Source organism: Mesorhizobium sp. M0340 (assembly GCF_040321535.1).
Taxonomy (GTDB): Bacteria; Pseudomonadota; Alphaproteobacteria; order Rhizobiales; family Rhizobiaceae; genus Mesorhizobium.
On sequence record NZ_JAMYRR010000002.1, the window covers coordinates 374113 to 399284 of the forward strand.

The window sequence follows — 25172 nt, forward strand, 5'->3', positions numbered from 1 at the left end:
GGGTGTACGTCGGGACGACCGATCCGGGGTTGTGGGACCAAAGGCGGATCGAGGCGCGCTCTATAGGGTCGAGAGGGCAGGGGGGCCTCGCGCGAGCCAGTAATCCGATCCCCTGCTGAGAAATTTCTACCAAACATTCCGCCCATCATTCAAAGGAACAAATCCGCTCGCGGTGCAGTTCGGTCCTTTTAAGCATGCAGGCCCGAACATGGCTGAAATCGATAAAGCCAAACAGAAGGTTATTGCCGAAGTTGTGCGGCGGTGGATCACTTCAGAGGTAATCCGCAATCACCTTCGCAACCTGCTAAATCTGCCTGTAGAACGGGAGCTGCCGGCTGAGCAAAAGCATTTGCTGCAGGAACTTGATAGGGCCGACAAAGAGTGACTGTATGGCACTCCATTGGTTCTCCCCTCCGGTCCCCGTCAAGACCGAGCGTCCCGGGACCCTTCGCAACGTCAACAACGCCGAGACAGCCGGCGAGGAGCTGCTGAAGTGGACGAAGCGTGGCCCTTGCTGGGACCTCGCGGTGAGCGTTTGCATGGCCGTGATATTCGACGAGATGGAAGCTGAGGAGGCCCGTAAGGCATTCCTGGCTGCCGCTAAGGAGGAGGGTAGGCTTTTTCCTGATTAGCAGGCCGCGTCGCTCTTCGCGCGAGCCAAATTCGATCACCGGCCCAGACATCTCTACCAAACATTCCCACCCCCTCTAATTATCCCTCAATGGCAACCCATTGGTTCGTTCCTTCGGTGTTCGTGAAGACTGAAACCGGCGACAGGCATGGCTGCAACAATGCGAGGGCAGCCCTTGAGCAACTCAAGAGGTGGACCCGCAGTGGACCCCGCTGGCACAAGGCGGTGAACCTTTGCCTGTCAGATCTAGAGGGCGATCCGATTGACCCTCAGGTGGTACGAAAGGCCTTTGAGGCTGCCGCCAAGGAAGCCAAGGTGTATCTCTCACCAGAGTAGGAACCCTCCACTCGTGTTCATCGACCCGGTTCGCCATCCGGTCCAGCAGCTTACGGGATGCCGCAATTACGCGGCGGGTTGCATCAAGGGAGAGCCGAAGGTCATCGATGTCTGCGCGCGCGCGACGCTCATTCAACCGAGAACTGTCTATTTGTAAGCGAGAGCTGTTTATTAAGTGATACCAATCGGAAACCATCTTTGCAGAGCTAGACTAGCGCGCCCGCATCTCAAACTTGATCATAGCCTCTAAGAACGTTTCGTTGGACTCGTCGCGAACGGTCATCACAAATTCTCGAGAGGGGCCATCCGGCAGCTTATCCTTAGTAATCTCGACCAAGGCCTTTACCGCCTCCGCCTTTGCAGCTTCGAGGTCCGGGAGATCGGTACCCACAACGTCAAGGAAGACTTTGCCAGTGTCGGTGAAGTCGAAGAAATAGCGCGGCGTCCCTACAAACACAGTAACGCGAGAATGGTTCACGCTTGCGTTGCGATTGGCTGTGCAGCGGGCCCTTGCCGCTCTAATGTGCGCAACGCTAACGAGCGTGACCTGACGTCCAATGATGTCCGCGACATTGGTTAAAAACGTACGCGCCAAGACTCATCGCCCCGATCGGCTTAGAGTTACTTCCGAAAGGAAGCGCTCTCATGCTGCCATTGCCCCACGCCGTCGATCCAAAAGTAGTTGCCGAGATCAACAATCTTCTAGACCAGTACGCAGGGGCGGTACCGGTGCCCGTTCACAAGCTCGCCGCGGTTGTCCGGCTGCGCCTCAGAAGCCATCTTTCCATTGCGACTATTGAGGCGCTGATCGTGGACGAAGCCGAGTGTCGCCACCTGCCCATGCTGTTCGAACTGCCGGCAACACATGCGGCTGTAGTTTCATCTGCTCTGGGCCGTGCGATTTGAAGTTTAGGCGCTCTGCCCGTCTGGCAACGAAAGCGGACCTCTGGCTCGCGAAGCGGTATGCCCACGGCCTTCGATGATGAGCGCAGAGCGGCCCCCTCATGGCAACCCATTGGTTCTCCCCTCCGGTGTACGTCAAGACCGACCGACCTGGGGTCACCTACGGCTGCAACAATGTCGAGGGTGCCGCCGAGGAACTCACGAAGTGGACCGAGAGGGGACCGAAGTGGAATCTGGCGGTGCAAGCCTGCAGCGATGCCTTTGAGGGCCGGGTCTCGCCCAACGATGTCCGTAAAGCCTTCGAGGAAGCTGCCGAGGAGGAGGGGGTGCTACGCTAAATCTAGCTAGGTCTCCATTCCGCTTGCCACCGCGTCCCACGTCTGATTACTGGTCGTTCTCAAACATTGGGAGAGAATTTATGTCTGATTTCAAAGTTGGCGATGTGGTGGAGCTAAAGTCTGGCGGTCCTAACATGACGATCAACGAGGCGCAGAGTGCCGGCGGGTTTATGTGTCAATGGTTCAACAACGACGGCGGGGCGTACAAGCTTGAGACCGTCAGGATTAAAGGTGAAATGCTCAAAGCCGTGCCGAAGTAGTCGCCGCGCCTTCCTGACAGGGGGTCCCACGTTGCCTTTGATTGTTACGAACGGAGCATTGCTTGATGGCGCTGATCTTGGAGAACGTTACCAAAGCCCAGAACCTCATGAGCAAGATCGGCCCACCCATCTGCCGATGTGGGCTTATCACGGCAGCAACTTCGCGGGCATGTGCCTAGAGTTCGATACTGCTGACCTCATGATCAGTGACTTCCATGCAGAGAAACTGCGCCCGGTGACCTATGCGTGCGCAACGCTCTGCCATCGCTCACGCTCGCCGACATGGGGGCGCAGCATCTCGAAGAGGCGGTGATCGCTCGCATCACGCGCAAGCGCGGTGAATGGGCTCACGAGAAGGAATGGCGCTTCGTTACTGGCCAAGCCGGGCCTAAGCACTTTCTCGACGATGCGCTTCGTCGCGTGTGCCTGGGTCCCCGTGTCAAACCTGAACACGCCGCGCGGGTATGCGAGGTGATGGACCGGCGACCGGTGGAGGGGGGAAATCAGGGGTTTTGAACTAGCGTTTCGCAGCATTAAGCCAGCTAGGCCGCTGGGCGAATGCGAGCGGGTCGGCATCGGCAAGTTCGATCCCGTGGAGGACCTGTTCGCGGAAGCGGAACTGAAGCAGTTTCTGACGGTGCCATTCGAGGCACTTCTTGAGGAATGCCGCCGAACCGCTTCGAGGCCGAACATGGAGGCAATGGCCGGGATTGATCTCGCCGGCAGCAACAGAAACGCCATTTACTTCTGGACGACCTATAAGCTCCGGAGCGGCCGTGAGGTCTTTCACAAGCGTTACTTCGACCGACGATTGCGCCTTGTCCTCGGGAAGGACTAAGTGGGGCCAGAAGACGGGATCGGGAGCATTGCCGTGGAAGGTTTGGACGAAGACACTCGGAAACGGCGGGAGACGCTGACTGCAGTTCAGTATGGCGGGATTTATCCCCCTCACGAAGCGTTCTACATCCAGTCGATCATCTACGCCGAGCCGGCTTTCGCCCTAATGGCCGAGCGTGGCACAGGACGCTATGTCGGGAGCGCCTTTATCACCTTGAACCGGGAGATGCGGGAACGCTTCACTTGCGGCCGAGGAGTATGAAACGTGCGGTGCCCCCCGCCGCAGCGACAGCCTTCGCTATTCCTTCTTGTCGACCAGCGCCCGTAGTGCCGAGACGTCATGCAGCAATAACCTGCTGCCGCGCTTTTCGATCAGGCCTCTCTTGGCGAGGTCGCTCATTTCGCGCGAGACCGCTTCCCTGTGCGTGCTCATCGTTGCCGCCAGCTCGGAATGCGTCGGTGCCGGGCTTATGGACACCTCGCCGTCCACGAGTGCGGCTTTCTCCGCCCGATGCAGGATCTCGACGATCAGCCGTTTTCGCACGACCAGAGTGCTGTATTCGAATACCCGCTCGGTCATGCGCCGGAGCTGGGCAGACAGATGCTCAAGCAGCACCCAGGCAAAAGTCGGGTGGGTCATCACGATATCCCGGAATGCTGTGCCGGACAGCCGTGCAGCGCGGGTTGCCTCCAGCGCGACTACGCTGGCGGAGCGTGCAATCCCGTCAATGCCTCCGAGCTCCCCGAAAATGTCACCCGGTTCGACATCGCGATACGCTATCTCCCTGCCGTCCGCTGAAACCAGTGTCACGCGAGCACGTCCTTCCAGCAGGAAGAAGACATCGCGACCAGTGTCGCCGTGGGAAATGATTAGCTCGTTGTGTCGATAGCTGCGCTCGTGCCACCGTTTGGTCAGCGCGGCGAGGTCGGCATCGCAAAGTCTTGAGATGAAGGCCAGAGAGCCTGTCACAACGGTCTCTTGTTCAATCAAGTGTACTTCACCTTACTCCCTATCCAAGGAAATTTGATGGCCGCAGGCCCCGCTTTCCGGGATGCAAACTGGGAGCGGATTTCGCCAATCTTTTTCCCGGTGTGGGAATTCCCACAGCCGAGCCTGGTTCGACTGTCATATCCTTGTTGCAACGTCAGGCCCGCCGGCTCGTGTGCAAGCCGGCGAAGGGAAAGGGAACAGTCATGAAATTCTTGGCTCCCGTCACAAAACTTGCTGCGGGGTTTCGCAAATTCGTCGCGCCGCGCTACCGCCCGGAGCTTTATTACATGCGTGGCCCGGGGCCAGCCACCGCCCGCCGTATGGGCACGCCGCGGCAAAACCAATCCATCGACCACTACGCCTAATTTGCCTCGCGGACGGCTGACGCTCTCGCCCGGAGTGCCGTTCGCGCCGTTCCGTACCGGTCAATTCAGATCAATGAAGGGAGGATCTAATCATGGTTATAATTCATGCTGCCGCCATTGGTCCATTTCGCAGGTGGTTACGCCTCCGCGCCGAGCGAAAAGCTCTCTTGTCGGCAACGGACCAGTTGAGCCGTTTACCCGATGACGTCCTTGGCGACATCGGCATCTCACGTGACGAAATCATGTGCGATTTGCGAAGCCGCGCCATCCGTCATGCGGAGGCAGGCGCGGCCGGCACGACGATCGAGCGCACCAGGATCGCTTCGGCCTCGATCCCGAAACGGTTGGCCGCCGGCAGTGGCTACGCCTCGGCCGAGATCCCCTTTGGCTGGTCCACGAGCGCGCGATCGAGCCTTACATCGAGGTTTCGACAAGCAGCGGCGCGCGGACGGGACCTTCGAACGGCACTACACCTGCGACCCCAAGGACTGGATGTTGACCGACGGGAGCTGGGGAGGATCTCAAAATGATCATGTCAGTTGTTAAGTCCCTCGCGCCTGTGACGCTCGGCACCGTGCTGATCGCAATCAGTCCGGCTTCATTGTCGGCTTCTGACGCCCAGGACCTCGCGTTCGCTCACGCTGACATGCCAATCAAACAGCTGAAAGACGTCTATTTGGATTGCGAGCGGGGAGGCCGCCGGTGCGCTGGGGACGGACGATGTGATGTACTGTTCGATGCGCGAGTTCCGACTAGGCGCGCGATAGCAGTTTGCGCATAATCAACGATGCATGGCCTTCTGCACCGTGCGACGCGGCCCTGCGATCGGCCACTTCGAACCATGTTTGGACCGCGCACTTCGCCGATCAGCGCAGTAACCAACCCGCGGAGTTCCGCGAGCGACAGCCTTCAAACGAATCAGTCGGTGGTAGCGTCACGCATAGGGTGAATCACGAACGCGCTCGCCTGCAAACCCCTTCGCCCGGAAATCTGCCCCGGTTACGCGGTTCGCCAGCAGACTGAGAAGGAGCGGCTTCAGCCGATCGCCGATGCTATTTGTTATCTTTGTGCCGAATGGTCGGGGCTCCGGCCCTCTCAAACCCTCCACCGCCGTTGTCGCGCATGTGCCGCGTGCCACCTGCCGCGCTTTCAGCGAGCCGACCTTACCTCCAGTCTGGAACCTAGCAGTCGCCCAACTGGTTCAACCTTCCGCCACGGCCGGGCAGGGGAGGGCGTGCAAAACGGTAGGCGCGACCTAAGAAACGGTCGCGGTTCGAGTCGGTAGAGGGATACCGCCAATACAGTGCTGTGACCGAGTTCGTTTGCTGACGGGGCCTCTTAATCAGTGCAAATAAGTCCGACTCCGGACTCCGCAACCAGTTTCAGCATAAATCACTAATAGTCGCGATCTGACCAAAGCCCCGCCGGAAAAAAACGGCAGGGCCTTTTCCACGGCAGGTTTGGCGAAGCGCGGAAGGGCACTCGGCCGCCCACGTAACCGGCATGCACGGTGAAGACGAGAAGGACGCTCTTCCAAGCGCGGAGTTCGAATCCTCCCTCACCGAAAACGGCGTATTCGCGGCACGTCAGCTTACGACACAAATATGCGGGGTTGATGGTTCGACCTGGTAGATGGCAGAGATCAACTTCGGCCTCGCTAAGCGAAGTCGTGGGGTTTATCCGACAGCGGAATCAGGATACGCGACGAGCACCCCGTGCCGGGTCAACCTCGCCGTCGGCAAGTACCGATCGGTGCGGAACCAAGCGGAATCACGCTTGTCGGCAGCGGACGCCGGCGGTGGCGATCAGCACCCGAGCAGGCTCCTCATTAGCAAGACAAACGTCCAGAGCGGAGGCCAATCTTGGCACGCGACTGCGCCATCCTGAACGACCGCTCTCCTCGGCTTAGTCAAACATACCTGCGGAATGATGCGCCTGGCCGGTGACAAATGAATCTCTGCTGGACCGCGGATGATATGGGGAGGCGCTCGCAAATCGCGCCCTACGCGCGGGTTGATCGGTTGATTAACATCAAAGCTTGAATATCAGAAATGCGCCAACTGTGACGGCGGTGGTCACCGTGGCTCGAGTGTCAGCAGATGTGGTAAGGTTGAGTGTCGGCGAGTGGCAGAGGTCCAGCAACAATGACTTTGAGACGAACCAGAGCTTACGGCGCATCCGGCTTGGTTCTAGCGGTTTGCACTGTGTTTGCTTGGCAGAACGCCACTGCCGCTCAAAATTGCGACGCAGCCGCGACGCCTGGCGTCAATTGGCACGAGTGTGACAAGAAGCTTCTCATCCTAGAAGGACAGGACCTGAGCGGGGCGAACCTGTTCGGTGTTGATTTCACTTCGACCGACCTCAGGAACAGCAATCTCGTTGCCGCAAATCTTGAGAAGGCAACTCTTGTGCGTGCTTCCCTGGCCGACTCGACCGCCAAAGGCGCCCGGTTCGACAGAATCGAGGCCTACAGGACCGACTTCAGCCGTATGGACGCGCAGGGCGCTGTGTTTGCGAGCGCGGAAATGCAGCGTTCGAATTTCCAGGACGCCAATCTGACCAATGTTGATTTCACAAAGGCAGAACTGGGGCGTGCGCAGTTCCATGACGCCGATATCAGCGGCAGCCGCTTCTCGTTTGCCAATCTCGCACGGGCGGACTTCCGAGGAGCGAGGTTCACCGCGCCGATAGACTTTGACCGCGCCTTTTTCTTTCTGACCCGTATCGAGGGCGTCGACCTTTCCAATTCGGTGGGTCTGTCCCAGTGGCAGCTCAACATGGCTTGCGGAGACGCCCGGACCGAGTTGCCTTCTGGCCTGACGAGGCCTGAAGATTGGCCCTGTCAATTCCAGCAGGAATAGTTGTCGGCAAGCGAACCGCGGCAATGCTGCGCCCGACAGGATGAAACTGAGAACCCCTATGTCATCGTTTGCGCTATATAACTTTTGCGACAGCCGGGGGCGGATGAATGGAATCGGGCGTATTTCTCCACTACCCACGCGGTCCGAGGCGGCAGAAATGGGGCCGAGCAGACCGTCCGCTGCTAGGGTACCCAGCACGCGAGCGGACATGTGAGACCTCGGTGCGAAGGTCCGGGATCAGGCCCATTGCGGACGTACGTGTTGGTTCGCCTGTTGGCGCCGAAGCGCCTTATCGTTCAGTCTCGCGGCACACATAGATCAAATGAACCGTATCGTCATCGATCAATGTGCTCGACACCAGTTGCAGCGGAGGCCTTGCTTGCCCCTGCCGAGCACGAACGGCCTCACGTGCAGGTGATATTCCTCGATCAGGCCGGACTGGAGGGCATGGTATCGAAGCCTATCGGCAGCGCCTGGCTGAACTGGATACGGATGTCCAGCGGGATGACGCCCAGGAACTCGCGGCGCTCCTCGACGGCTATCTCGCGCAGATCGTGACCGTTGACCGTTGAGGTGCAGGCGCTGCTCGCCGGCCTTCTGCCGTCGGCGCCGATCCCGATATTGAGGCGCTGGAGCGAACATGCCAGTTCGTCGCCGAGAACGCCGACGAGCTGCGCAACAAGAACCTCGCCTGCTGGCGCCTTGGAGTAAAGAGACGAACCCCCTCCCTCGCTCTTGGCCCGTAGTTCCAAGCAGGCACTTGCTGGCGGACCTATTGAACCAAAAGACCTAGCAACGAACTGAAATCGACAGGGTCCCTTCATAGCGGAATTAGTCGCGCTAGGGGCCCGTAAGTCACCGTGTCGGGCCTTGGCGCACAATGGCATGTGGATAGCTAAGTTTGACCCGCGGCAAGCGTCGCTGGATGGTCACGAGAGGGCGCCACTCGCACAGTCCTAAGCGACAGCGCACACTAGGCGCGCTGCCACCGCTATCGAGACATCGCCGTCACAGCTACCGCACCGATTTTGCAGCGTCGATGATCACGTCTGCGACCGAACGAGGTTTGGTCAACATGATCAAGTGATTGCCCTCGAGCTCGGTGATATGCGCTTTGATGGCCTTGGCCATCGACTCTTCGAACGCCGGCGGGATCGCACCGTCAGCCTTCGCAACCACGAACCAACTGGGCTTGGTCTCGGACGCCGCCCGGGTCAGCCGTTCGTCGAAGAGACGGGCCGCCGATTCGCCGCGAGAACCGCAACCTCCTCGGGCGTCGCGTCCTGAGCGAAATACTTGCCCAGCCCCTCCTGGGGTACGGTCAGGAAGTCGCCGCTGTCCTTCTGCAGGGGTCGACGTCCAAGGCGCCGGCGGACTTCCCGCCGTAGCGCTGGTGACTGACTTGCCCTTCGGCAGGGCGAAGGCGGCAACGTAGACCAAGGCTTTGACCTTGTCCGCCGTTCCGCCCTCGGTGATCACCATTCCGCCCCAGGAGTGGCCAACGAGGATCACATCTCCCGGCGCGGCCTCGATGGCCCGTTCAGTGGCAGCGACGTCGTCTGCAAGCGAGGTCAGTGGGTTCTGGACGGCAACGACGCGAAGTCCGGCGCTCTGCAGCAATGGAAATGACCTTGCTCCAGCTGGAGCCGTCTGGGGGCGCTACCACATATGCATGATTTACTAGTTATTTCAGTAACTTATTCGATTTTTGGTAGCGGGAGAGGGACTTGAACCCCCGACCCCAGGATTATGATTCCCGTGCTCTAACCAACTGAGCTACCCCGCCAGGGCGGCGAAGGCCCGAAATCCAGCTTAAATCGGCAGGCATATCGGCGCGTTCGCCAAGGTCGCGCGGATATAAGGTTGCGAGGCCAAGCCTGTCAAGCATCGAAGTGGCTGCCGCGCCGGCATATTGCTGGCGCCTAAAGCTTTGCCGGGCAGACATTTGGGCGCACAGGCCGGGGTTGAGTTCAGCGAGGCACGTCGCTATGTCTCGGCCACGAAAGCCATGGTCATGAATTGATGAAACCGCGCATTGCAGTCCTCGGTTGCGGATACTGGGGCAGCAACCACATCCGCACCCTAAAGGCGCTCGGCGCGCTGCACGCGGTTTCGGACGTCAACCCCGCGCGTGCGGAGGGTTTTGCCAGCGAGCAGGATTGCCTGGCGATCGAGCCGGAGGCGCTGTTTGCCCGCGACGATGTCGACGCCATTGTCATGGCGCTGCCGCCGCAGTTCCATGCCGACATGGCGGTGCGCGCCGTGCTCGGCGGCAAGGACGTGCTGGTGGAGAAGCCGATCGCGCTGACGGTGGCCGATGCCGAGCGCTCGGTGCAGGCGGCCGCCGATAATGGCCGTGTCTTCATGGTCGGCCACGTGCTGCGCTTTCATCCCGCCTTCGAGACGCTGAAGGCGCTGATCGACAATGGCGAACTCGGCGAAGTCCGCTACATCCACTCGCATCGGCTCGGGCTCGGCAAGTTCCACACCGAAAACGACGCGTTGTGGGATCTGGCGCCGCACGATCTGTCGATGATCCTGGCCATCACCGGCACCGAACCGGTCGAAGTGCGCGGCGAAGGCGCTGCCCTTCTCGACAATCTCAGCGACTTTGCGCATCTGCACATGCGCTTTCCCAGCGGCTTGCGCGGCCATCTGTTCGCCTCGCGGCTCAACCCTTACCGCGAGCGGCGGCTGACCGTGGTCGGCACCAAGGCGATGGCGGTGTTCGACGATGTCGAGCCGTGGGAGCGCAAGCTTGCCGTCTACCGCCATGCGGTGTGGCAGGACAGCGGCCAATGGGCGTTCACCGCCAACGAGCCGTCCTATGTGGCGGTCGGCGAGGGCATGCCGCTGACGCGCGAGCTGGAGCATTTCATCCACTGCATCGAGACGCGGGCCGAACCGCGCACCAGCGGTGAGGAAGCCATCCGCGTGCTGCGCATCCTGACCGCCGGCACCGTTGCCCACACCAGACCCTAAAGAGAAAACGCCGTCTATTCGGCGGGAACCCGCGCCGGCTGGACGGCAAGCCGCGTCAGCATCGCTTCGGCTTCGGCGCCGCGCTCGGAGCGCTCGATGAAGCCGCCGCCGAACACGCGCGCCTCGTTGCCGTGGTCGGAATAGAGCACGCAGGCCTGACCGGGGGCGATGCCCGACTCGCCGTCAACCAGCTCCACCGAAGTGACGCCGGCGCGGTGATGCAGCACCGCCGGGCGCGGCGGCCGCGTCGAGCGCACCTTGGCGAAAAGCTCAAGCCCGGCCGCCGGGATATCGGTCAGCGGGCCATCGCCGAGCCAGTTCATGTTGCGCAAGAAGATCTTGTGGGTTTCCAGCGCCTCGCGCGGGCCGACGACGACACGAGCCCGGTCGGCGTCGAGATGGACGACGTAGAGCGGCTCGCCGGAGGCGATGCCGATGCCGCGGCGCTGACCGACGGTGTAGCGCAAAATGCCCTCGTGGCGGCCAAGCACGCGCCCGTCTATATGGACGATGTCGCCCGGATTGGCGGCAGCCGGCTTCAGCTTGGCGATGATGTCGGAATACTTGCCCTGCGGCACGAAGCAGATGTCCTGGCTGTCCTGCTTGGCGGCGACCGTCAGGCCCATCTCCTCGGCGATGGCGCGAACCTCAGGCTTCGACAGGCCGCCGAGCGGAAAACGCAGATAGTCGATCTGCGCCTGGGTGGTGGCGAACAGGAAATAGCTCTGGTCGCGGTCGGCGTCGACCGGCCGGTAAAGCGCGCGATGGGCGCCATTGGCGCCGGAGCGGATGTAGTGGCCGGTGGCCAGCGCATCGGCGCCGAGTTCCTTGGCGGTCGCGAGAAGATCGGCGAATTTCACCGTCTGATTGCAGGAGACGCAAGGGATCGGCGTTTCGCCGGCCACATAGCTCTCGGCGAACGGGTCGATCACCGCCTTGCGGAAGCGCTCCTCGTAATCGAGCACGTAATGCGGGATGGCGAGCGTCTCGGAGACGCGGCGGGCATCGTCGATGTCCTGGCCGGCGCAGCATGAGCCGGCCCGGTGCGTTGCCGCGCCGTGGTCATAAAGCTGCAGCGTGACGCCGACGACGTCGTACCCCTCGCGCTTCAGGAGGCCGGCAACGACCGACGAATCGACACCGCCCGACATGGCGACGACGACGCGGGTGTTTTCGGGGCGTCCGGGAAGATCGAGGCTGTTCATGGTTCTTTCGTTCTGCGCGGCGCTTCAATGCCAATGGCCGGAATATAGGTCAAGCGTCTCGGCTGCGCCAGCTTTGCCGGGCCGGTTCATTTTTCCTGCCGGGTTCAATGTGCTTGCCGGCAGATGTTTCAAATGCGGATGAAAAGGCTAACGCCGCGTTCATGATCCTTACCTAACCATTAGGGTCTGCTTAGGCAAATTTTAAAGCTGTGGCGGTAATGTGGTGGCGATTGGGTCTTTGAGTTTTTTGTAGAGAGTACGATGACCGATCTAATTAGACCGCGAGTCAAATATGTTATCGGGCCAGACGGCAGCCCACTTACCATCGCCGATCTGCCGCCGACAAACACACGTCGCTGGGTTATCCGGCGCAAGGCGGAAGTGGTGGCGGCGGTGCGTGGCGGGCTTTTGAGCCTCGAAGAGGCGTGCCAGCGTTACAAGCTCACCACCGAGGAATTCCTGTCTTGGCAGGCGTCGATCGACGAATACGGCCTTGCCGGCCTGCGCACCACGCGCATCCAGCAATACCGGCATTAGGCGGATAAGGGCGCTGATCAGCGCCCTTACGTTTGCGAGGGGTGACGATCTGCAATTTCAGACCGTCAGCACCACCTTGCCGATCGGCCTGGTGGCGAGAAAGGCATGGGCTGCACCGGCCTGTTCGAGCGGAAACGCCTTTGCCACGTGGACGGCCAGCTTTTTCGCGTCGATCAATTTGCCGAGCTCCACCAGAGCGGCGCGGTCGGGCACTACGGACATGCGCTCGACGCGGATGCCTCGCGTCCTGGCCTTTGCCTTGGTGGCATCGCTGACATCGAGCAGCGACACCAGAACGCCGCCGGCGGTGAGCACTTTCAGCGATTGCTCCGCATGCTCGCCGCCGAACGGGTCCAGAACCAGATCGATGTCGCGGGCCTTCCCGGTGAAATCATCCCTTGTGTAGTCGATCACCTCGTCGGCCCCGAGCGAGCGGACGAAATCGAGCTTTGCCGGGCTGGCGGTCGCGACGACGTAAGCGCCGTACGCCTTGGCGATCTGTACCGCCAGATGGCCGACGCCGCCGGCTCCGGCGTGGATCAGCACGCGCTTGCCAGGTTCGAGCCGGCCATGGCGGACAAGGCCTTGCCAGGCCGTCAGGCCGGCCAGCGGCAGCGCGGCGGCTTGCGCGTGATCTATGTCTTCGGGTTTCGGCGCAAGCTCATCAGCCGGGACAGCGGCGAGTTCGGCGTAGGCTGCCGCCTGTTTGGGAAAGCGCGTCATGCCGAACACGGCATCGCCGACCTTGAGGCCGGAGACGCCGGAGCCCAGCGCCTCGACAACTCCCGAAACGTCCCAGCCAAGGACAAAAGGCGGCTCGCCAAGCAGCGGATAGTGGCCGCCGCGCACCGCACCATCGACCGGATTGATGCCGGCCGCCTCGATGCGGACGAGCACTTCGCCGGCCTCGGGTGATGGCGCGGGGCGATCGGCAATGACGAGGACGTCGGGTCCGCCGAAGGAATTCTGGACAATGGCACGCATGGAAGGCTCTCCTGCTGGTTTTGATGTGCCGCTATCATTTGGATAGTTACATTCTCTTGTCTAGTATGTACCTTTTTGATATATACGCACCTCATGGATAGTGAAGATGTTTCCCCTTTCGGCTATGACGCCTTTCGGCGGTCGTGCCCGTCACACGCCGTGCTCGAGACGCTCGCCAGCAAATGGGTCTACCTGGTGATCTGTGCGCTGCGCCCGGGCCGGCTCCGCAACGGCGAATTGGCGCGCAAGCTCGAAGGCATCACGCCGAAAATGCTGACGCAGACGCTGCGTATCCTGGAACGCGACGGGCTTGTTCGGCGCGAGGTTTTCCCGGTCGTTCCGCCGCGGGTCGAATATGAGCTGACCGAACTTGGCGAGAACCTGGCAGGACTGCTCAATCAGATCAGAGCCTGGTCGGAGCAGCATGTGCCCGACATCAAAAATGCGCGCGCACGGGCGGCGGAACAGCAAGAAGATCTGGGTGCCTGAGGCGGGCACAGTTCGGTGCGCAGCAATAGCGCGCAAGCGCGACGCGCGTTAAAGTCTTGTTTTCAGCCGATCATGGCGCTGCGGCCGCCGGCTTCCGTGTCGCGCGCCTTGGTGTCGCGCGATTCCAGCATCTCGGCCTTGGAAAGCTCCGCTTCGGCTTCGCCCAGCAATGATTCGGCGACATTTCGCTGCTGGGCGAGGTCGCTTTGCGAATTTCTAAGGTTGTCGCGGCGTAGACGTGCCGCCTTGGCGAAGGTTGGATAAGCAAAGTGATTGATGTCGGTGATGCCGGCCTTCTTCTCTTCGGCAGCGATCTGAAGTTCCAGCTCGACGGCCATGCGCTCGAATTCGGCGATCATCATGTCGAGCTGCAGCAGCTGCCGCCGCTTCTCGCTCACCTGAAATTGCTTCAGCCGAACGAGGTTTTCACGTGACTTCATGATTCGGTACTCCCGGAAACGCACACCTGCACATATCGTCCAATTCACCCGGCACGGCCCAGGCCTGACCCGTTTCCACCGGCTTTCCCGGAACTATGGGAAACAAACTCCTAAAGTTTTTTGCCGGCGGTAACCATTCGTTTACGGGCATTGTTAATCATACGGCTCAGGACTTAAGGGCGGGTAAAAATTCTGCTTCTCGTCGCGAAACCCGGCCAGCGAGTCCGAAGAGTCACTTAGTCTGGCTTATTAATGTGCCGCATTAACGGTTTGGGTCTGTGATTCGTTATTGGATTCAACAAGGTGTAGAAAGGGGTTAAAAAATCTGATACCGTCACGGACGGGGAATTAGGTTTTATTAACCATTCGATGGCAGCCTCTGCTCAGGGCAATCACTGCTCCGGTCCTGGACGGGTCGTGAAATGGTCCGGCAGCAGAAAAGGGGAATGAAATGCGCGTTCTGCTGATAGAAGATGACAGTGCAACCGCACAAAGCATCGAGCTGATGCTGAAATCAGAAAGTTTCAATGTCTATACGACCGACCTTGGCGAAGAGGGCGTCGATCTAGGCAAGCTTTATGATTACGACATCATTCTCCTCGATCTCAATCTCCCCGACATGTCGGGCTATGAAGTTTTGAGAACGCTTCGCCTTTCCAAGGTGAAGACGCCGATCCTCATCCTCTCCGGCATGGCCGGCATCGAGGACAAGGTGCGCGGCCTCGGCTTCGGCGCCGACGATTACATGACCAAGCCCTTCCACAAGGACGAACTGGTCGCCCGCATCCATGCCATCGTGCGGCGTTCCAAGGGCCACGCCCAGTCGGTCATCACGACGGGCGACCTGGTGGTCAATCTCGATGCCAAGACCGTTGAGGTCGGTGGCCAGCGCGTGCATCTGACCGGCAAGGAATATCAGATGCTGGAGCTGCTCTCGCTGCGCAAGGGCACCACGCTGACCAAGGAAATGTTCCTCAATCATCTCTATGGCGGCATGGATGAGCCGGAGCTGAAGATCATCGACGTCTTCATCTGCAAGCTGCGCAAGAAGCTTGACGCCGCGTCTGGCGGGCAGAATTACATCGAGACCGTCTGGGGCCGCGGCTATGTGCTGCGTGAGCCCGAAGATATCCGCGTCAGCGCCTGAACCAGGGGCGTGATCCCAAGGTGGGCGCCGGGTTTTTCGGAAAAGAACCTGGCAAAACAACAAAGAGAGAGCCGATCCGATTTTGGTCGGAATGGAACAGCTCTGATCAGGCGGCAACCTTCAAGGCGCGGAAGCACTCGAGCAGTTGCGGCCGGTTGAACGGCTTCAGCAGGTAGCCCTGGGCGCCGGCCCGTTTTGCCCGCATGATCGCCCCGACATCGACCTCGACCAGCGAAATCAAAACCTGCGGCAATACCGGGCTTTCCATGGCGCGCACGCGGCGGATGAGGTCCTGCGCCTGCATGTCCGGCAAGGCGCCGTCGACGACGATGATATCAGGCATGTCGGCCGCGCACATCTCGATCGCCTCGTGGCCGCTGGCGGCTTCGATCACCATCATGCCGGAACCGCCCAGGATACGCCTTGCGACCTTCCTGATGACGCTCGAATTATCGACGAACATGCAGCGTTTCATTCCCGGACCCTCTTGCCGTTTGGCGAACCGACAGCGTCGTGGCATCTGTCGGGGAACATAGGCCGATCTGGTAAAGAAGCCGAAAAGCCGTTAGGTAAAATTCTCCTGAAGGTGTTTTTTAGCGAAATCTTCTTTCGCAATGCTTCACGCAATCAATCTGCAAGCGCGTCTCACAGATATTAAGACCACGCCGTAAATAGGACTTGGAGAGAATACTTTCCCCGCTCTTTCGGAGAACTTCAGGCTGCGGAAAGGACGATCTCGTCGGCGGTCGCGTGGATCGAAATCGTCATGTTGGCTTCGCGGGCCAGGAGCAGCGTGTAATAGGGCTGCACCGAATGCGCGTCGATCGGCTCGTCCGGCCTGTTGCCGGAATGCAATTCCAGGAATTTGGGCGGCACGCGCAGCATCGGGCCGCTCGCCGCGAGCGCAAAGCGCGGCTCGGTCTCCAGGTTCTCCAGCGTGACCGCCAGCCTGCCGCCGCGCGGAATGGCGGCGTTGGCGACGAGGATGAGATTGAGCAGCAGCTTGACCTTGTTCTTGGGCAACAGCGCACGGGTCCCGTTCCAGACCAGTTCCGGCTTCTCGTTCTTCAGGAAGGCGATGGCCACGGCCTCGGCATCCCCGGTGTCGATCAGCATGCCGGCGGAACCGGCGGCGCCGAAGGCGATGCGGGCGAATTGCAGGCGGGCGGAAGCGTTTTTGGCGCTTTGGCGGATCAGTTTCATGGCGTCTTCGTCGGCGCCGCCCTCGTCGAGCAGCTCAAGCCCGTTGTTTATGGCGCCGACCGGCGAAATGATGTCGTGGCAGACCCGGCTGCACAAAAGCGCCGCCAGGTCGGGTGCGGAAAGGGTGAAAAGCTCGGCCATCGGCAAAAATCCCTGCAAATTTCACAACACAATGACCGGGCGGTCATGATCACGCCTGTCAACACGAATCACGCTCTCTCCCAAGCATTCTGAATACACAGCGCTTATGCGTGCAGCAACAAATCCAAAATTTTGATTGTCGAAAATGGTGTGTTCACGCAGCAGGGTGCTGCGCGGTCGATGCAAAACAGCCTTCGAACCGCCATCTTCATGTGAGAGTTTAATGGTTGAAAAAGGATTACGGCATAGTTTGCCCCTAACAGTCATCCTTAACGGCCGCCAAAGAGCCGTACGGATGCGAGGCGTCGGCGAAAGTGCTCCCTGACGGAGATTGGAAGCATGGTTTCCCGATTCTACGACCGGACTTTTTTCCGTGTCATCTCAATGACGATCGCGCTCATCGGCCTTGTCGCCTTTTCGGCATCGGCGGCGCGGGCGCAGGAATACACGGCCCAGGAGATCGTCGATTCCGGTCATAAATTCTTCGGCGCGACATCGGGCGGGCTCGCCACCGTCGTCGAGAAGATTTTCGCCACCTATGGCCTGCCGAACGGCTATCTGCTCGGCGAGGAGGGGTCCGGGGCGCTGATCGGTGGCCTGACCTATGGCGAAGGCACGCTCTACACCAAGAATGCCGGCGATCACAAAGTGTTCTGGCAAGGCCCGTCGCTCGGCTGGGATTTCGGCGGCGAGGGCTCGCGCGTCATGATGCTGGTCTACAATCTGGACGATGTGAGCAGCCTCTATAACCGTTTTGGCGGCGTCGCCGGCTCCGCCTATGTCGTCGCCGGCGTCGGTTTCAACGTGCTGAAGAACAACAATGTGCTGCTCGTGCCGATCCGTACCGGCGTCGGCGCCCGTCTGGGCGTCAATCTCGGCTACCTCAAGCTCACCCAGCGCGCGACCTGGAATCCGTTCTGACCGGCATGACGGAGCGACGGCGATTGGGCCTGTGATCCAGCGGCCCGAGCTTTGCCGCGGCATACTCTTGCCGTGGCGCCGGATTTCCGTCATGCGAAGATGGCAAAGTCGACCTTTGGCGGTTGCCATGCACAACGGATAGTCATCTTGGTCCAGTCGATCCTGTTCTTTGTTCTCGGCTTTCTCTGCGCGGGCTTTCTGGCGCTGATGATTGCTCCGGCCGTGTGGCGGCGGGCGGTGGCGCTGACGCGCAAGCGCGTCGAGAGTTCGATGCCGTTGACGCTGGCCGAGATCCAGGCCGACAAGGATCGCATTCGCGCCGAGTTCGCGGTTTCGGTGCGCCGGCTTGAAATGACCGTCAAGTCATTGCGCGAGAAGGCCGCCGAACAGCTGGTCGAGATCGGCCGCGACCGCGAAGCCCTGAAGGAATTGGCGGCCGAGCGGCAGGACAAGAACCGGGTCGTCGCCGATCTTACAACCAGGGGCGAGGAGCTTCGCAAGCGCGATGAGCAGCTGCAGCAGCTGTCGGAGCGGCTTGCGGAGACCGAGCGCGCCCTCGAAAAGCGCGGGCTCGAACTGCGGAAACTGGAGCACATGTATGACGACGCCAGTTTCTCATCCAGCAGCCGGCAGATCGAGCTGGTGGCGCGCGAATCCGAGCTGCAGAAGCTGGCGAGCGACATTTCGCTGCTGCGCGGCCAGCGCAAGGAGGCGGACAGGCGCAGCCAGGAATTGGCAGCCGAAAGCAAGGCTTTGCGGGACGCGCTGAAGGCCGAGAAGAAAAGAACCGGCGACCTCGAAAAGAAAATCGAACGCCTGCTCGCCACGCTGGCCGATCGCGAGGACAGGCTGGAGCGCCGCGAGAGGGAACTGGTGCGCCTTCGCGAAAAGCCGAAAAGCGCTGAAAGGGCGCCTGCGGCGGGTCTTGCCGGCGTGCCAGGCAGTCAGGTCAATGCGGCCGCCAACGGCGACATCGAAAAGACAACCGCCAAGCTCGACGCCGACCGCGAGCGGCTGGAGGCCAGGCTGACATCGCTGGCACGCGAGAACAGGCGGCTGAAGACAGATCTTGCTGCCGTCGAAACGTCGAAATCACGGGCCGGAGATGATGCCGGCAGCCCCAGCGCGGCATTGCGCGAAGAGATGAACGATCTGGCGGCGCAAGTCGTGGCCTTGACGGCAAGGCTCGACGGGCCGGATTCGCCGATCGCCCGGGCGCTTGCAGCGGCTGAGGATACGCGGCCGGGGAGCGGCGGACGCAGCCTTGCCGATCGGGTGCGGGCGCTGCAGAAGGCCGCTTCGACCGACTGAGATTCCGCAAGCGCGAGCGCGGCGGCTCTGAAGCGCGTCGCGTTCGACCGGCCTCATCAGACGTGCTTTAAGTTATCGCAAAACCGCCGCACGCTTTTGCGCAGCCTGCATCAGGCTGCGGAAAAATGATGCAGCGCGATGGCTGACGCGGCGGCGACGTTCAGGCTGTCGAAGCCTTGCGCCATACCGATCCGCAGTGTCTGCAGGCGGGCAAGCAGGCTTTCCGGCAGGCCTTCGCCCTCGGTGCCGAGATAGAGCGCCAGCCGCTCGTTTCTCCTGGCATCGCGAATGTCGATCTGCCCGCGCGGCGACAAGGCGAATTGGCTGAAGCCTTGCCGGTCGAGCATTGCGGTGCAGCCGGCGGTATCGGCAAAACAGGCGAAGGGGACTTTCAAGGCAGCGCCGACCGAAACGCGGATTGCCTTGCGGTACAGCGGATCGCAGCAGGTCGGGTCGAGAAGCACGGCATCCGCGCCAAAAGCCGCGGCATTGCGGAAGATCGAGCCCATATTGTCATGATTGGCGATGCCGACCAGCACCACGATCAGCGCGCGGGCGGGCAGCGCGCCAAGCAAGGCTTCGGCGGAGATGGCCGCACCCTTGCGGCCGATCGCCAATATGCCGCGATGCATGTGGAATCCGGCAATCCTGTCGATGATTTCGCCGGATGCGACATAGATCGGAAGCCCGGCAGGCGCCTTGTGCAAGACGTCATCGAGGCCAGCCAGCCGGTTTTCGAGTACCAGCACCGATTCTGCCTCGAAGCGCCGGGCGGCGAGCAGCGTGTCAAGCACCACCTTGCCTTCGGCGACGAAACGGCCTCGCCGGCCGGCAAGATCTCGCTCCCGGATGTCGAGGTAGGCTGCGACGCGGGGATCGTGCGGGTCGTCTATGCGGATCGGATTCATGGCTTCCTCGGCGGACCATGGCATCGGCCACGAATCGGGATTCGGTTTCGGAAGGCATGATGCCGGATCCGAAGCTCAGACCGTATCTCAGCGTCCAAATGGATGCACGCCGTTCTAACGGTCATCCAGTCACCGGGCGCCGGGCCAGGATGGAATCTGCCCGGGCTTTGGCGACGGGGGGATATTGATTCCCGCGGCACGGCTCTTCGGCCAAGCCGCTTCAATGCAGAATTTCGATGGGGCGAGGGAACCGCACAGGGCCATGCCGCGTCATAGAAGCGGGCTCCTGCTGCGGTCCTGGGAGGACATCGATGATCAGGCTCCTCCTCGTCTTTGCCGCCACGCTTGCCCTTGCATGCGGCGTGGCCCGCGCCGCCAAGCTCGATCCGGCCACCGTCAATCAGGCCCAATTCACTGTCGGCGAACCGAAGGGTGTCGATCCGATGCTGCTGAAGGCGCAGATCCTTCTGGATCGCGCCCGCTTCTCGCCGGGCCTGATCGACGGTCGCCTTTCCCAGAACTTCGCCAAGGCCGTCGCCGCGTTTCAGGCGGCAAACGGACTTCCGCCCGATGGCAAGCTCAGTCCACAGACCTGGAGCAAACTCATCGCAACCTCCGCCAAGCCGGTGCTGGCGACCTATGAGGTGATGCGCAAGGATGTGCGTGGACCGTTCACCCGGCGTATTCCCGCCCGCTTGGAGAGGATGGCCCGCTTGCGGCGGCTCGGCTACCGCAATGCGGTGGAGAGATTGGCCGAGCGCTTCCATGTCAGCGAACAATTGCTGAGAATACTCAATCCGGGCACCAGCCTCAGGAAGCCCGGCAGGACCTTGGTGGTGCCGGATGTCGACAGGGGCGACCCTCCCGCCGGCGTCGCCACCATCGAGGTCGACAAGGGCGCTCGCCTGGTGCGTGTGCTCGACCGTGCCGGCAAATGGCTGGCGGTCTACCCCGCCTCGATTGGGAGCGTGGAGAAGCCGGCGCCAAGCGGCATGGCTGAGGTCAGGCGAGTGGTGCACAACCCTACCTATCACTACGATCCGGACTTCGCTTTCAAGGGGGTCAAGACCAAGCGGCCCTTCACCATCGCTGCCGGGCCGAACAATCCCGTGGGATCGGTCTGGATCGACCTTTCCATCGAAAGCTACGGCATCCACGGCACGCCCGAACCAGGCAAGATCGGCACGACCTTTTCGCATGGCTGCATCCGGTTGACCAATTGGGATGCCGAAGACCTTGCCTCCATGGTGCAGCCGGGCACGAAGGTCGAGTTCAAGGAGGAGGTTGCGCAGGCCGCCGACGAGCGTGTTCAGTAGCAACGCCGACTTGGCAGCAAGGCGGATTTGGCGGCAAAGCGGATTTGGCGGGGCGTTCTCCGCCTCGGCCGCTCAAGTCCCGGCGCGACGCAGCCGGTGAGCCATCTGGGACAGTTCACCTTCGCCGAAAATGCCGTCCAGCATGTGCAGCAATTCGCGCACCGCCCCGGATTTGCAGGAATAATAGATCATTTGCCGATCGCGGCGGGTCTCGACAAGGTCGGAAGCCCTGAGCTTGGCCAGATGCTGTGACAGGGCGGATTGGCTGAGCGACACCTTCTCGGCTATGGCGCCGACCGACATCTCGCCCTCGGCCAGATAGCTCATGATCAACAAACGTTTTTCGTTGCCCATCAGCGTCAGAAACGCAGCCGCGGTTCCGGCGTTGGCGACTAGTTTGTTCGAGACCATAGATCCCCCATGCCTTCTTGCTCATCCGCCGCTATGGGGGCAATAGCGTCGGATTCCATAGACTTTCCCTATAGATGCACGCCAGCGATTCAGCGTCGCTCGCAAAGGTAGAACATTTCGCTCAAATCTCAAGGCTTGCTTTCCATGCAAGCCGATTAACTGTGCGGCTGTGATTAATTTGCCGATCGGGCGGCCTTTGCCATATCGACCAGGACAGGCCTGAGGTCGCGTGCCGCTGCCAGCGGCTCGGGGAAGAAGACCCGACAGACATCGTCGCCGGATACGAGATCCATCCCGTCGGCGTCGAACCCGGTGACGATCCAGCCGTCGCCCTCGGCCCCGCCGAAATGACTTGCGTAGAGGGCAATCGCATCGAGATGGTCGGCGTTCAAATGGTCGAGTGCCGATTGCTCGCCGACGGCAAGCTCTTCGACGATCGCTCCCGTCGCGACCAGATAGGTGCGGTCGAGCAGATAGGCCTTGCCGAAGCCGCCGTTCAGGCTGGCGCGCTCCGGTTCGAGCCGGAAGATCGAGAAGTCGCCGAGTCCGGCATAGAGCTTCGCCTTGGGATTGTGGTTGAGGTAGCGCCGCTCGGCGCGGGCGTGTTCGTTCGATCCGCGTTCGAGCCGCACGGCGCGGCAGACGAGCGTCAGTCGCGGATGCGCCAGCGGATCGCCCTTGCCGGGTTCGCCGACGAGCAACGAGCAGCGCGGGTCGGCAAGGATAGCGCCGGTGTGGGCGGACAGCATCGAGACCAGGATCAATGGCGTGCCGTCGATGTCGGTGGCGACGCCGACGCGGCTGGCCAGCGGCGAACCGGTCCCTGGTTCGAGCACCGCCATCGCGCCGAAACGGGCGCTGCGGATCAGCGTCTTTGCCAACCTGATCGCCTCGGCGTCGGTTGCGCGGATCACATCTTTCCTGGGTTCGTCCAAAGCACCACCGTCGCTTTTATTTCGGCGCCATGCGGAGCGCGCCATCGAGGCGAATGGTCTCGCCATTGAGCATCTGGTTCTCGACGATGTGCAAGACAAGTGCCGCGTATTCCGAAGGCTCGCCCAAACGGGAAGGGAAGGGTACTGCGGCGCCGAGCGAATCCTGCACCTCCTGCGGCATGCCGGCCATCATCGGCGTCCTGAAGATGCCAGGCGCGATGGTGCAGACGCGAATGCCAAAGCGGGCGAGATCGCGCGCCACCGGCAGCGTCATGCCGACGACGCCGGCTTTGGACGCGGAATAGGCCGCCTGGCCGATCTGGCCGTCATAGGCCGCGACCGATGCGGTGTTGACGATCACGCCGCGCTCGCCGCCCTGTAGCGGTTCGAGCCTCGCGGTCCGGTCGGCGACCAGGCGGATCATGTTGAAGGTGCCGATCAGATTGACCTCGATCACCTTGCGGTATTGATCGAGTGGGTGCGCTCCATCCTTGCCGATCGTCTTCAAGCCGATGGCGATGCCGGCGCAATTGACCAGAATGCGCGGCTCGCCGAGCGTCTCACCCACTCCCGCGACAGCAGCGGCACCGCTCTCCGCGTCGCTCACATCACATTGGACGGCGATGCCGCCGATGTCGGCCGCCACCTTGGCCGCCCGGTCAATGCCGAGATCGAGGACGGCAACCCTGGCGCCACGGACGGCAAGAGCGCGCGCCGTCGCCTCGCCAAGGCCAGAGCCGCCGCCGGTGACGATCGCAATCTGGCCGTTCGGGTTCATCTTGACGTTCGCCTCCCTGCCCAGACTAATGCTGCGAAGCCACCGTGCAACAGCGCCGGAACGGTCACGCCATCGCGGCGATGTGCTCGGCAATCCTTGCCTGGTCGGCGTGGCAAACCTCGCCCACCAGCCTTGCCACCGCGCCCGGCATGATCTCGTGCGCCAAAAGCCGATCGGGATCGACCGGACGCGGCATCGAGATCTGCCCGCGCGGCAGCCTCTTGAAGCCGAGCGGGCCGTAATAGGGTTCGTCGCCGACCAGCATCACGGCAGGCGCGCCGGCCTTGGCGGCGGCTTCCAGCGCGATTGCCACCAGCTTGCGGCCAATGCCGAGATTTTTGAAGGCCGGCCGCACGGCGAGCGGCCCGAGCATCAGCGCGCGGCCGGCACCGGCGGCGATACGCGTCATCCGTACCGAGGCGACGACGATTGCGCCGTCGACGGCCACGAATGACAAAGCGCGTTCGTGCGAGCCAGCTTGGCGGATCTTGTAGGCGGCAAGCACGAAACGGCCCGGCCCGAAAGCCTCGTTGTTGATGGCTTCGATTTCAGGATCGTGCGCCGGAGTTTCCGGCAGGTATTTCACGTCGGCAAGGCTCATGGTCTTTGCGTTCCGGTATACGAGGAAAGGTTTGCTGCAAGCGGCAGCGTTCGCCAGTCAGCGCTTCATCAAGCGCGGGCGCTCTTTCGTCGTCGGTCGAACCGGATCACGGCAAAGTCAAACATGCGGATGTCCGCTACCACCAATTTTCAGCCGCCGCAATCGGCCGGCGCAGCCGACATGCACTCGACGCAGCCGTTGACGATCTGTTCAGCGTCGGGGATTTCCGCGGGGCCGCTTGCTGCCCTACATCGGGTAGGAACGCGAAAGGATATTTCATGGGATTGCTAGTCGAAGGCCAATGGCAGGACCGCTGGTACGATACCGGGGAGAGCGGCGGCAAATTCGTGCGCGCGCAGTCACAGTGGCGCGACTGGGTGAACCGCGACGGCGCGCCGGCCGAAGGGCGAAAACGCGGCTTCAAGGCCGAGCCCGGCCGCTATCACCTCTATGTCTCGCTCGCCTGCCCGTGGGCGCATCGGACGCTGATCTTTCGCGTGCTCAAGAAACTCGAGGACGTGATTTCCATCTCGGTCGTCCATCATTTCATGGGCGCCGACGGCTGGACGTTCCTGGCCGAGGACGGCGCCACCGGCGACACGCTCTACGGCCTCGATTTCCTGTACCAGATCTACACCAGGGCCGATCCCGGCTATTCGGGCCGGGTCACCGTTCCCGTGCTGTGGGACAAACGCGAGCAGACCATCGTTTCCAACGAATCCTCCGAGATCATCCGCATGCTCAATTCGGCCTTCGACGAATGGGGCGATGCCAAGCTCGATTTCTATCCGCAACCGTGGCGCGGCGAGATCGATGCGATCAATGCGCTGGTCTATCCCGCGGTCAACAACGGCGTTTACCGTGCCGGCTTCGCCACCACGCAGGCAGCCTACGAGGAGGCATTCGGCGAATTGTTCTCGGCGCTCGACACGCTGGAGGACCGCCTGTCAAAGCAGCGCTATCTCGTCGGCGGCCGCATCACCGAGGCGGATTGGCGGCTGTTCACGACACTGGTCCGCTTCGACCCGGTCTATGTCGGCCATTTCAAATGCAATCTGCGCCGCATCGCCGACTATCCGAACCTGTCGAATTATCTGCGCGACCTCTACCAGGTGCCGGGCGTCGCCGGCACGGTGAATTTGCACCACATCAAGGCGCATTATTACCGCAGCCACGAGACCATCAACCCGACACGGATCGTGCCCGTCGGGCCAGAGCTCGACTATTCCGCCCCGCATGATCGGGCGCGATTCAGGAAGGCGGCGTGAGACCGGTGGACCTAAAGCGCATCGTTCGACCCGGCCTTATGCGGTACGCTTCAGGTTCTTGTTTTGATGCATG

General features: G+C 61.4%; 32 protein-coding genes, 1 tRNA gene and 1 pseudogene. 19 read left to right on the forward strand and 15 right to left on the reverse strand.

Annotated features, from left to right (window positions below; genetic code table 11):
• Nucleotides 1-208: 208 nt before the first annotated feature.
• From NKI79_RS04440 to NKI79_RS04450, 3 genes are all read left to right on the forward strand, one after another.
• Nucleotides 209-385: a hypothetical protein gene (locus NKI79_RS04440; protein WP_352478410.1), complete on the forward strand. Its 177-nt coding sequence runs from the start codon at nt 209-211 to the stop codon at nt 383-385.
• Nucleotides 386-389: 4 nt separating this feature from the next.
• The gene (locus NKI79_RS04445; protein WP_352478412.1) at nt 390-632 is read left to right on the forward strand and encodes a DUF982 domain-containing protein; all 243 of its coding nucleotides are present in this window, start codon (nt 390-392) and stop codon (nt 630-632) included.
• A gap of 89 nt (nt 633-721) precedes the next feature.
• Nucleotides 722-967 carry a DUF982 domain-containing protein gene (locus NKI79_RS04450; protein ID WP_352478413.1) on the forward strand — a complete coding sequence of 82 codons (246 nt, stop codon included), beginning with the start codon at nt 722-724 and terminating at the stop codon, nt 965-967.
• Nucleotides 968-1178: 211 nt separating this feature from the next.
• Here NKI79_RS04450 and NKI79_RS04455 read toward each other — a convergent pair whose 3' ends face one another.
• A complete protein-coding gene (locus tag NKI79_RS04455) occupies nt 1179-1562 on the reverse strand; it encodes a DUF6894 family protein (protein ID WP_352478415.1) in 384 nt (127 codons plus the stop codon).
• A 50-nt stretch (nt 1563-1612) separates the two neighbouring features.
• On the opposite strand from NKI79_RS04455, the gene NKI79_RS04460 reads away from it, so the two are divergent.
• From NKI79_RS04460 to NKI79_RS04475, 4 genes are all read left to right on the forward strand, one after another.
• Nucleotides 1613-1873, forward strand: coding sequence for a hypothetical protein (locus NKI79_RS04460; protein ID WP_352478416.1), 261 nt, complete (start codon nt 1613-1615; stop codon nt 1871-1873).
• Between the two features lie 98 nt (nt 1874-1971).
• A complete protein-coding gene (locus NKI79_RS04465; protein WP_352800095.1) occupies nt 1972-2208 on the forward strand; it encodes a DUF982 domain-containing protein in 237 nt (78 codons plus the stop codon).
• Nucleotides 2209-2288: 80 nt separating this feature from the next.
• On the forward strand, nt 2289-2468 hold the full coding sequence (locus NKI79_RS04470; protein WP_352478420.1) for a YodC family protein: 180 nt from the start codon (nt 2289-2291) through the stop codon (nt 2466-2468).
• Between the two features lie 246 nt (nt 2469-2714).
• Nucleotides 2715-2984 carry a hypothetical protein gene (locus NKI79_RS04475; RefSeq protein WP_352478422.1) on the forward strand — a complete coding sequence of 90 codons (270 nt, stop codon included), beginning with the start codon at nt 2715-2717 and terminating at the stop codon, nt 2982-2984.
• A gap of 1 nt (nt 2985) precedes the next feature.
• Here NKI79_RS04475 and NKI79_RS04480 read toward each other — a convergent pair whose 3' ends face one another.
• Nucleotides 2986-3258 carry a hypothetical protein gene (locus NKI79_RS04480; RefSeq protein ID WP_352478423.1) on the reverse strand — a complete coding sequence of 91 codons (273 nt, stop codon included), beginning with the start codon at nt 3256-3258 and terminating at the stop codon, nt 2986-2988.
• A gap of 81 nt (nt 3259-3339) precedes the next feature.
• On the opposite strand from NKI79_RS04480, the gene NKI79_RS04485 reads away from it, so the two are divergent.
• On the forward strand, nt 3340-3567 hold the full coding sequence (locus tag NKI79_RS04485; RefSeq protein WP_352506240.1) for a hypothetical protein: 228 nt from the start codon (nt 3340-3342) through the stop codon (nt 3565-3567).
• A 36-nt stretch (nt 3568-3603) separates the two neighbouring features.
• Here the strand turns inward: NKI79_RS04485 and NKI79_RS04490 are convergent, their stop codons facing one another.
• The gene (locus NKI79_RS04490) at nt 3604-4275 is read right to left on the reverse strand and encodes a Crp/Fnr family transcriptional regulator (RefSeq protein WP_352478425.1); all 672 of its coding nucleotides are present in this window, start codon (nt 4273-4275) and stop codon (nt 3604-3606) included.
• Nucleotides 4276-4499: 224 nt separating this feature from the next.
• On the opposite strand from NKI79_RS04490, the gene NKI79_RS04495 reads away from it, so the two are divergent.
• From NKI79_RS04495 to NKI79_RS33200, 3 genes and pseudogenes are all read left to right on the forward strand, one after another.
• A complete protein-coding gene (locus tag NKI79_RS04495) occupies nt 4500-4661 on the forward strand; it encodes a hypothetical protein (RefSeq protein WP_167522729.1) in 162 nt (53 codons plus the stop codon).
• A 2144-nt stretch (nt 4662-6805) separates the two neighbouring features.
• Nucleotides 6806-7522 carry a pentapeptide repeat-containing protein gene (locus NKI79_RS04500; protein ID WP_352800099.1) on the forward strand — a complete coding sequence of 239 codons (717 nt, stop codon included), beginning with the start codon at nt 6806-6808 and terminating at the stop codon, nt 7520-7522.
• Nucleotides 7523-8098: 576 nt separating this feature from the next.
• Nucleotides 8099-8220 (forward strand): annotated as a pseudogene (locus NKI79_RS33200) (DUF4326 domain-containing protein); the annotation flags it as partial.
• A gap of 316 nt (nt 8221-8536) precedes the next feature.
• On the opposite strand, the gene NKI79_RS04510 reads toward NKI79_RS33200, so the two are convergent.
• Both NKI79_RS04510 and NKI79_RS04515 read right to left on the reverse strand, forming a co-directional pair.
• Nucleotides 8537-9142 carry an alpha/beta fold hydrolase gene (locus NKI79_RS04510; protein WP_352800103.1) on the reverse strand — a complete coding sequence of 202 codons (606 nt, stop codon included), beginning with the start codon at nt 9140-9142 and terminating at the stop codon, nt 8537-8539.
• A gap of 89 nt (nt 9143-9231) precedes the next feature.
• Nucleotides 9232-9308, reverse strand: a tRNA-Met gene (locus NKI79_RS04515).
• 236 nt (nt 9309-9544) lie between these two features.
• On the opposite strand from NKI79_RS04515, the gene NKI79_RS04520 reads away from it, so the two are divergent.
• Nucleotides 9545-10504 (forward strand): Gfo/Idh/MocA family protein, encoded by a 960-nt coding sequence (locus tag NKI79_RS04520; protein ID WP_254819113.1) that lies wholly within the window; start codon nt 9545-9547, stop codon nt 10502-10504.
• 14 nt (nt 10505-10518) lie between these two features.
• Here the strand turns inward: NKI79_RS04520 and mnmA are convergent, their stop codons facing one another.
• Nucleotides 10519-11709, reverse strand: coding sequence for a tRNA 2-thiouridine(34) synthase MnmA (gene mnmA, locus NKI79_RS04525; protein ID WP_352478076.1), 1191 nt, complete (start codon nt 11707-11709; stop codon nt 10519-10521).
• A gap of 261 nt (nt 11710-11970) precedes the next feature.
• Between mnmA and sciP the strand changes: the two genes are divergently transcribed.
• The gene (gene sciP, locus NKI79_RS04530) at nt 11971-12246 is read left to right on the forward strand and encodes a CtrA inhibitor SciP (protein WP_023679563.1); all 276 of its coding nucleotides are present in this window, start codon (nt 11971-11973) and stop codon (nt 12244-12246) included.
• Between the two features lie 57 nt (nt 12247-12303).
• Here the strand turns inward: sciP and NKI79_RS04535 are convergent, their stop codons facing one another.
• Entirely contained in the window at nt 12304-13230 is a 927-nt protein-coding gene (locus NKI79_RS04535; protein WP_352800106.1) for an NADP-dependent oxidoreductase, read from the reverse strand.
• A gap of 93 nt (nt 13231-13323) precedes the next feature.
• Between NKI79_RS04535 and NKI79_RS04540 the strand changes: the two genes are divergently transcribed.
• Nucleotides 13324-13719, forward strand: a complete 396-nt coding sequence (locus NKI79_RS04540; RefSeq protein WP_352800108.1) for a winged helix-turn-helix transcriptional regulator — start codon at nt 13324-13326, stop codon at nt 13717-13719.
• 62 nt (nt 13720-13781) lie between these two features.
• On the opposite strand, the gene NKI79_RS04545 is transcribed toward NKI79_RS04540, so the two are convergent.
• Complete coding sequence (locus NKI79_RS04545) at nt 13782-14159, reverse strand: flagellar export protein FliJ (protein WP_254819117.1); 378 nt, start codon at nt 14157-14159, stop codon at nt 13782-13784.
• 451 nt (nt 14160-14610) lie between these two features.
• Between NKI79_RS04545 and ctrA the strand changes: the two genes are divergently transcribed.
• Complete coding sequence (ctrA, locus tag NKI79_RS04550) at nt 14611-15306, forward strand: response regulator transcription factor CtrA (protein ID WP_006203583.1); 696 nt, start codon at nt 14611-14613, stop codon at nt 15304-15306.
• A 106-nt stretch (nt 15307-15412) separates the two neighbouring features.
• On the opposite strand, the gene NKI79_RS04555 is transcribed toward ctrA, so the two are convergent.
• Both NKI79_RS04555 and chpT read right to left on the reverse strand, forming a co-directional pair.
• Nucleotides 15413-15781, reverse strand: coding sequence for a response regulator (locus tag NKI79_RS04555; protein WP_352737701.1), 369 nt, complete (start codon nt 15779-15781; stop codon nt 15413-15415).
• 239 nt (nt 15782-16020) lie between these two features.
• Nucleotides 16021-16650, reverse strand: a complete 630-nt coding sequence (chpT, locus tag NKI79_RS04560; RefSeq protein ID WP_254819119.1) for a histidine phosphotransferase ChpT — start codon at nt 16648-16650, stop codon at nt 16021-16023.
• Between the two features lie 339 nt (nt 16651-16989).
• On the opposite strand from chpT, the gene NKI79_RS04565 reads away from it, so the two are divergent.
• Complete coding sequence (locus NKI79_RS04565; RefSeq protein WP_023679557.1) at nt 16990-17571, forward strand: DUF1134 domain-containing protein; 582 nt, start codon at nt 16990-16992, stop codon at nt 17569-17571.
• A 147-nt stretch (nt 17572-17718) separates the two neighbouring features.
• Nucleotides 17719-18882, forward strand: coding sequence for a coiled-coil domain-containing protein (locus tag NKI79_RS04570; RefSeq protein WP_352800111.1), 1164 nt, complete (start codon nt 17719-17721; stop codon nt 18880-18882).
• A 110-nt stretch (nt 18883-18992) separates the two neighbouring features.
• Here NKI79_RS04570 and NKI79_RS04575 read toward each other — a convergent pair whose 3' ends face one another.
• Nucleotides 18993-19790: a TrmH family RNA methyltransferase gene (locus tag NKI79_RS04575; protein ID WP_352800113.1), complete on the reverse strand. Its 798-nt coding sequence runs from the start codon at nt 19788-19790 to the stop codon at nt 18993-18995.
• A gap of 311 nt (nt 19791-20101) precedes the next feature.
• Here NKI79_RS04575 and NKI79_RS04580 point away from each other — a divergent pair, with 311 nt between their 5' ends.
• Entirely contained in the window at nt 20102-21106 is a 1005-nt protein-coding gene (locus NKI79_RS04580) for a L,D-transpeptidase (RefSeq protein ID WP_352800115.1), read from the forward strand.
• Nucleotides 21107-21178: 72 nt separating this feature from the next.
• On the opposite strand, the gene NKI79_RS04585 is transcribed toward NKI79_RS04580, so the two are convergent.
• From NKI79_RS04585 to NKI79_RS04600, 4 genes are all read right to left on the reverse strand, one after another.
• Nucleotides 21179-21517 carry an ArsR/SmtB family transcription factor gene (locus NKI79_RS04585; RefSeq protein WP_254819124.1) on the reverse strand — a complete coding sequence of 113 codons (339 nt, stop codon included), beginning with the start codon at nt 21515-21517 and terminating at the stop codon, nt 21179-21181.
• 173 nt (nt 21518-21690) lie between these two features.
• Nucleotides 21691-22497: a HugZ family pyridoxamine 5'-phosphate oxidase gene (locus tag NKI79_RS04590; protein WP_352800118.1), complete on the reverse strand. Its 807-nt coding sequence runs from the start codon at nt 22495-22497 to the stop codon at nt 21691-21693.
• On the reverse strand, nt 22469-23230 hold the full coding sequence (locus NKI79_RS04595; protein ID WP_352800120.1) for a 3-hydroxyacyl-CoA dehydrogenase: 762 nt from the start codon (nt 23228-23230) through the stop codon (nt 22469-22471). Before NKI79_RS04595 ends, NKI79_RS04590 begins: the two co-directional genes overlap by 29 nt.
• Before the next feature lie 64 nt (nt 23231-23294).
• Nucleotides 23295-23831, reverse strand: coding sequence for a GNAT family N-acetyltransferase (locus NKI79_RS04600; RefSeq protein ID WP_254819127.1), 537 nt, complete (start codon nt 23829-23831; stop codon nt 23295-23297).
• 278 nt (nt 23832-24109) lie between these two features.
• Between NKI79_RS04600 and NKI79_RS04605 the strand changes: the two genes are divergently transcribed.
• A complete protein-coding gene (locus NKI79_RS04605; protein WP_352800122.1) occupies nt 24110-25099 on the forward strand; it encodes a glutathione S-transferase family protein in 990 nt (329 codons plus the stop codon).
• The last annotated feature ends 73 nt before the right edge of the window (nt 25100-25172 follow it).